At 38.0% G+C, this 6,686-nt stretch carries 8 protein-coding genes; 6 read left to right on the top strand and 2 right to left on the bottom strand.

The features are described from left to right. Both PLK24_RS06855 and PLK24_RS06850 read right to left on the bottom strand, forming a co-directional pair. Nucleotides 1-280: hypothetical protein (locus tag PLK24_RS06855; RefSeq protein WP_324477579.1), on the bottom strand; the 280-nt coding region annotated here is incomplete at its 3' end. A 6-nt stretch (nucleotides 281-286) separates the two neighbouring features. Next, a complete protein-coding gene (locus PLK24_RS06850) occupies nucleotides 287-514 on the bottom strand; it encodes a putative signal transducing protein (protein WP_324477577.1) in 228 nt (75 codons plus the stop codon). A 154-nt stretch (nucleotides 515-668) separates the two neighbouring features. Here PLK24_RS06850 and PLK24_RS06845 point away from each other — a divergent pair, with 154 nt between their 5' ends. From PLK24_RS06845 to PLK24_RS06820, 6 genes are all read left to right on the top strand, one after another. Continuing rightward, nucleotides 669-1,400: a SagB/ThcOx family dehydrogenase gene (locus PLK24_RS06845; protein ID WP_324477575.1), complete on the top strand. Its 732-nt coding sequence runs from the start codon at nucleotides 669-671 to the stop codon at nucleotides 1,398-1,400. A 53-nt stretch (nucleotides 1,401-1,453) separates the two neighbouring features. After that, nucleotides 1,454-3,037, top strand: coding sequence for an ABC transporter substrate-binding protein (locus tag PLK24_RS06840; protein WP_324477573.1), 1,584 nt, complete (start codon nucleotides 1,454-1,456; stop codon nucleotides 3,035-3,037). A gap of 424 nt (nucleotides 3,038-3,461) precedes the next feature. Continuing rightward, nucleotides 3,462-4,409, top strand: a complete 948-nt coding sequence (locus tag PLK24_RS06835) for an ABC transporter permease (protein ID WP_324477571.1) — start codon at nucleotides 3,462-3,464, stop codon at nucleotides 4,407-4,409. After that, nucleotides 4,406-5,257 (top strand): ABC transporter permease, encoded by an 852-nt coding sequence (locus tag PLK24_RS06830; protein WP_324477569.1) that lies wholly within the window; start codon nucleotides 4,406-4,408, stop codon nucleotides 5,255-5,257. Before PLK24_RS06835 ends, PLK24_RS06830 begins: the two co-directional genes overlap by 4 nt. After that, nucleotides 5,238-6,176, top strand: a complete 939-nt coding sequence (locus tag PLK24_RS06825) for an ABC transporter ATP-binding protein (RefSeq protein WP_324477568.1) — start codon at nucleotides 5,238-5,240, stop codon at nucleotides 6,174-6,176. The genes PLK24_RS06830 and PLK24_RS06825 overlap by 20 nt, the downstream gene beginning before the upstream one ends. After that, a partial coding sequence (locus tag PLK24_RS06820) for an ABC transporter ATP-binding protein (RefSeq protein WP_324477566.1) occupies nucleotides 6,169-6,686 on the top strand: 518 nt, incomplete at its 3' end. The genes PLK24_RS06825 and PLK24_RS06820, both read left to right, overlap by 8 nt.

Raw genomic sequence — 6,686 nt, 5'->3', positions numbered from 1 at the left:
GGCCATGACCTGGAAGGTCAACTAAAAGAAAACGATAATTTTCTTGAGGAAGACGATTCAAAATTTTTTGCCAGGTCAGGAGATTTTCTCCTAATCCATGGATCATTAATAAGGGAAAATTATCTGTTTTTCCAGAATCAACATAATGGATCATATTTTTACCAATTTTAACCTGGTTAGAATAAGCAAAGTCTCTTGGTGAAAAAGCTATTATAAATAGAAAAATCAGGGTAAAAACCGAAAGTATTAAATAATAGTTAGTATTGGTTGGTTTCAACACTGATTATCACTCAACCGGTTTTATTTCCATATCATGGATAATCGATTTTGCCTGGAGCATTTGGTTCTCTTTAACCTGAACTTCTATTGGACCAGTATCACCAAAGTAGGCGATTCCGCCATAAGGTTGGGTTGATGGCTTTAAAATTACTTTGATACCCTCAGCTTCTAAAAAGCCTTTAATAAGTTCAGCTTCTATATTATTTTGAGCCAGTTTTACAGTCCGGTAATTCATGCCGATCCCGCCTTAAAAAGTTTTCTTCAATTATTATTATAACTATTCTTTTTTTATAAATACAGCGAGGAAGAAAATAATGACAATGATGAATTAAAAGCAAATCAATTATAATAATAAGAGAAAGGATATATTCAGGAGGAGGGATGTTTTGATGTTGGAAGGATTAGGGGATCGTTTTCAACGAGAAACCAAATATATTCGAGGAGAAAGCCTGGTAGGTGGAATGAGTTGGGAAAACTTACCAGAGCCTTTTAAATTTTATTCCAACGTTCAAATTGTAAACTTACCAGAACCAAAAGATTTAAGTGGGATGAGCTTTAACGAAGCTCTACTGAAAAGGAAAAGCATACGAGAATATTCATTGGAACCAATTCAGTTGGATCAGCTTTCTTATATTTTATGGGCAGCCAATGGGATTCGTAATCGAGAAGCAAGCCAGGAGTTTCGTACTGCCCCTTCGGCAGGTGCACTTTATCCAATTGAAACCTATCTTGTGGTTAGCGATGTTTCAGACCTTAACCCTGGGATTTACCATTATTCGGTTCAAAAGCATGAATTAGAAACATTAAAAAAAGGAAAGTTTACCCGTGAAATGGTCAGGGCAGGAATGGGACAGGAGATGTTGGGGAAGGCGGCGGTTACTTTCGTATGGACAGCAATCTTTGAACGTTCGAAATGGAAATATCGACAACGGGCTTATCGTTATGTTTATCTGGATACTGGTCATATTGCTGAAAACCTTGCTTTAGCAGCAACCTCCCTTGGATTAGGAAGTTGCCAGATTGGAGCTTTATTTGATGATGAAGTGAATCTGATTATTGGTGTTGATGGGATCGAAGAAAGTGTTCTTTACATGAGTACGGTTGGACAACCAGCAGATTGAAAAAGGCCGTGTTGAGTGAAGAGTGATTAAAAGGAAATAAAAGGAGGTTTATCATGATTCAAAATAAAAAAAAGATTGTAATAGTTCTTTTAACGGTTTTGAGTCTTTTCTTTTTAATGACTTTTATTTCGTATGGTGAGGAAGTTATTTTGCGAATTGGTTCGCCAAATATGGTTAGCACGGCCAACTTGGTTTTTGATGATTATCTGCCGGTTTTTGCCCATATTTCCAATCCTCCACTAACCAAAATGAACACCGAGGGACAAATTGTAGGTCAGAGTGCAAAATTAATCGAAGTGAGTTCGGATAATACAACTTGGACTTTTCATCTCGATGATTCGCTGTATTGGAGTGATGGTCAAAAAGTGACTCCCCAGGATGTCAAGTTTACCATTGAATTTATTGCTCAAAATGTTCCCTGGGCAGGTTGGCTGAAAGAGGGACTTCAAGATATTTCTATTCAAGAACCAAATGCAGTGATATTGAAATTTAACAAGCCTCATACTCAGATTAACCGAGATTTATCCAGCTATAATTTACTCCCTAAGCAAATTTGGGAAAAGATTGAATCCCCCCAGGACTACTCGAATCCCGGAGAAAATATCGGTTGCGGACCTTTCTATATGAAAAAGGTAGATCTAAATGCTGGAATTATAACCATGGAAAAAAATCCTTACTGGAAAGGTCAAACACCTCAAATTGGTAAGATTGAAATTCATTTATATAACAATGTTGATGTTTTGTCATTAGCCTTGGAAAAAGGGGATGTTGACACCTATTATCGATATGCTTCATCATATCCCTACCAGAATATAGAGAGATTAAAGAAAACCGGACGTTTTGATTTTGTTGAAAAGCTCAACATAGGACTCTACTTCTTGGCTTTTAATTTAAAACGAACTCCAATGTCTGACTTTAAATTTCGGGAAGCAATTTCTTATGCTATCAACTACCCTGAAATTTTAAAGCTTGATGCCTTAGGATATGGCAACATTCCAACTCGAGGTTTTGTTCCCAACAGTATGGATTATTTTATTGATACCGTATTATTAACCTATGATTTGGAAAAAGCAAATAGTTTGTTAGAGGAGGCTGGTTATATTGATAGTGATAAGAATGGTATACGGGAAGACTTAGCAGGGAAAGATATTGACCTTACTATGCTTGTTGAACCTGATTATGTTCGCCGTTCAGAGTTGATCAAGTACTACTTGGAAGAGGTTGGTATCAAAGTTTCCATGAAAAATGTTGATGAATCAACCTGGATTGCCCTGAAAGATCAGTATGAATACGACATTACCGTAACTCGTAGTTCTCCATGGGGAATGATGGTCCACGGGAGCTGGGGAACGGCTTATTTCGATTCCCGAAGAACTGGTGAGGGTGTTTTGCACATTGTTGATGATCCAATCTTTCTTGGGTTGGTTGATGGATTGCTTTCTACAACTGATCCGGAAAAAATAAAAGAGCTTGCCCACTCAGTTCAAAGTTATTATGCTGAAACATTACCGGCAATAGCACTCTATTGGAATATGATTATTACACCCTTTAACCGGGAATTTACTGGTTGGCAACCTGATCCTCTCTTTGGGATTTATAACATCGATAATTTTGTTAATCTGAAGAAAGTATTATAGTCATTTAATCTCATCTTTTAAAAAAGGGGGAAGGAGGGGTTTGAATTTTTTGGAAACCAATCGAATCCCAAACTATCTCCCTTTATCCAAAGGGAAAAGAATAAAAAAGATTGAGCTCAAGAGATTGTCACGTCACTCCGTTCCTCGCAATGACGAATCAAAGTTCCTTCTCCCTTGATGGGAGAAGGTGAGGATGAGGGTGGAACCTCTGATTGAAACCCAGGTTTGGTGTTTTTAAAATTAAGGTATGAAGTGAAAATCCAAGCTCCCCCCTCACCTTAATCCTCTCCCACCAGGGGAGAGGAAAAAAAGAAAAACAAGAGAAGGTAAGGGTGAGGGTGAAAACCCAGGATGGCATCCTGGTTGGTTGCGCTAAATTGGTTGTTTAAAACTTGTTTTTAACCGATATGATAATGGAGATTATATGGTTTTCCCTGCAAAAAAAATATTACGTTACGTTTTCGCCCTGTTTTTTATTATTACTTTAAACTTTTTTCTACCCCGTGCTATGCCTGGTGATCCAGTAATTAATCTTCTTGGGGAGGATTTTATTGCTGGAAAAGAAGCAGTTGAGAAAATTCGAGAAGAATTGGGACTGAACAGGCCAATATTAGTTCAATATGCTAATTATTGGAAGAATTTATTTCAATTTGATTTAGGGTATTCTTATCATTTCCGAGCTCGAGTTTCTTCTCTAATCATTTCACGCTTAAAATGGACTTTTATCTTGGTTGCTCCTTCGTTGATTCTTGGAACTATTATAGGAGCGTTGGCTGGTTCTCTTGCTGGATGGAAAAGGAAAAGCAAAGGGAATACCTTTTCCTTCTTTTTCTTTTTATTTATTTACTGCTCTCCTCCTTTTTTTATTTCTCTCTTATTTCTCTATTTTTTTGGATTTCGACTCGGTCTTTTCCCTCTAAAAGGTTTTTATACGACAGGAAATTGGATTGATATTCTGAAACACCTTTTTTTGCCGGTTTTAATTATGACCTTATTTTCTGCTTCGCGAAATTATATGGTGATGAGGGGGAGTGTTCTCCAAGAGAAAGAGAAGTTATATGTATGGTATGCTCGAGCCAAAGGTCATTTGGAGGATAGTATATTGTTTCAGCATGTTTTTAAAAATGCTTCACTGCCGGTAATAACCCTTTTTGCTCTTGATTTTGGATTTTTATTTGCCGGAGCGCTCTTTATTGAGATCGTTTTTTCGCTTAATGGAATGGGGACTCTCATTTACCAATCGATACTATCACGAGACTACCCAGTTCTTCAGGGAACCTTTTTGATCATTTCTTTTATGGTTATTATAGCCAATTATCTTACTGATTGGATTTATAATTGGATTGATCCTCGTGTGAGAGCAAACCGATGAAAGACTTGATTTTTCAACGAAAAAAATATTTCATTCGAATAGGTGGATTCCTCTTTATCCTTTTTTTATTGGTTGCTATTTTTGCCAATTTTATTGCCCCTTTTCAGCTCAAGGCTCGTTTTGACCCTTTCTTGCCTCTAGGATTAAAACATCTTTTAGGGACAAATGATATTGGGAATGATCTATTCACTGAATTTATCTACGGATCAAGGATTACACTTCTGGTTGGTTTGTTAACCGGGGTGTTTTCGGTATCAATTGGGGTATTGATAGGCCTTTTTGCCGGTTATAATGGAGGATTCATTGACGAATTGTTAATGGGTATTACTGATGTTATTCTAATGATTCCAAGAATACCCTTAATAATTGTTCTTTCAGCATTTTTACGTCCCAGCGTAGGATTGATGATTCTGGTTATGAGTATTTTGTGGTGGACCTCAACCGCTCGGGTTATCCGCTCTCGGACGATGCAGATTCGTTCAATGGGTTTTGTTGAAAGTGCTCGTTGTTTGGGATTTTCAGGTTGGCATATTCTTTTTTATGAAATCTTACCGAACATTGTTATGATCATCATTCCAGAATTTCTTATCACCGTAGCTTCTGCCATGATATCGGAAGCTTCGTTGTCTTTTTTAGGCTTGGGAGATCCCTCTCTAAAAAGCTGGGGAATGATGATTCATCATGCTTTTCAAAGAGGTGGATTCCTGAATGGAATGTGGTGGTGGTACATTCCGCCAGGTATGAGTATTACATTATTTGTTTTATCAATGGTATTTTTAAGTTTTGCATTTGAAGAAACAGAAATTGGAATGGGAGAGGAAGTCGCCATTGCCCCTTTTAACCGTTGAAAGACTCAATGTTGTTTTTACCACTCACCAAGGGAGAGTTAAAGCAGTAAAAAATGTATCGATTACGATTCCCCACCAGGAAACACTGGCTTTGATCGGTGAAACCGGTTGCGGAAAGTCGGTGATAGCCCAATCGATTTTAAGACTTCTTCCTGGTAATGCTCAAATCAATGGAAGAATACTTTTCCAAGGTCGTGATTTGCTTCTAGTTGACGAAAAAACTATGGCTTCGATTCGCGGGAAAGAGATAGCGATTATTTTTCAGAATCCATCTTTGGCTTTAAATCCAGTTTATTCTATTGGATGGCAGGTTGGAGAACCCTTTCGAATCCATCAAGGTGTCGACCGAAACCAGTCAATTCAGGAGTCGGTTCGTCTTCTCTCCTACATGAAGTTTGATAAGCCAGAGTCGGCGGTAAAAATGTATCCTTTTGAGTTTTCAGGAGGCATGAACCAAAGAGTACTAATTGCTTCTGCCTTGGCTCTTCATCCCAATCTCATCATTGCTGATGAGCCAACTCAAGGGCTGGATAGAACATTGATTAAACAAATAATTGAACAACTTGATCGAGCTCGAAAAATTCATTCATCATCGATGTTGCTCATTACCCATGATTTAACGGTAGCTCGGTCAATATCAGATTGGATTATGGTTATGTATGCTGGAGAAATAGTTGAGCAAGTCCCTACTTTAGACTTTTTTCAATCACCATTCCATCCCTATTCACAAGGTCTTCTTAGAAGTCTTCCAGAAAATGGGTTTCATCCCATACCTGGGCAGTCTCCTTCGATGATTGAAGATCTTCAAGGATGCCAGTTCCATCCCCGTTGTCAATGGGCAAGAGAACAATGCCATAGAGAAAAACCGGGACTAATGTCAGTAAATGAACGGTTGGTAAGGTGTTTTTTGTATGATTGAACTGCACAAGGTTACTTATGAATTTTCCCAGGGTTGGCCAAGGAAACAACACCAAATCGTTCTGAGTAATATTTCGGTTAAACTCTATATGGGGAAAACCTTTGGTCTTATGGGGCATTCAGGAACCGGTAAAACAACTTTAGGTAAAATGGTAGCAGGTTTAATAAAACCCTTTTCAGGGACGATTTTCTTTCATGGAAAGGATATTTCACGGATGAAACCTCCTGATTGGCTTTTTTTCCGACGGAAGGTTCAGATGCTTTTTCAAGACCCTCAAGGATCATTAAACCCCAAAAAGCGGATAGACGCTTCTTTGCGCGATGTTCTCAATATTACTAAAGTTCCTTTCAATCAGCAGAAAGAGGCTATAGAAGATGTTTTAAAAACCGTTGGCCTTTCAACCGACTTTTTATTGCGTTATCCTGCTCAACTTTCTGGAGGTCAGAATCAACGGATTTCTTTAGCTCGGATTTTGTTGTTGAAACCTGAGTTTATCGTTTTAGATGAACC

The sequence above is a fragment of the Atribacter sp. genome, assembly GCF_035418125.1.
GTDB lineage: Bacteria > Atribacterota > Atribacteria > Atribacterales > Atribacteraceae > Atribacter > Atribacter allofermentans.
Note: the sequence above shows the minus strand (reverse complement) of the source record. Positions and strands in the feature narration are given on the sequence as shown.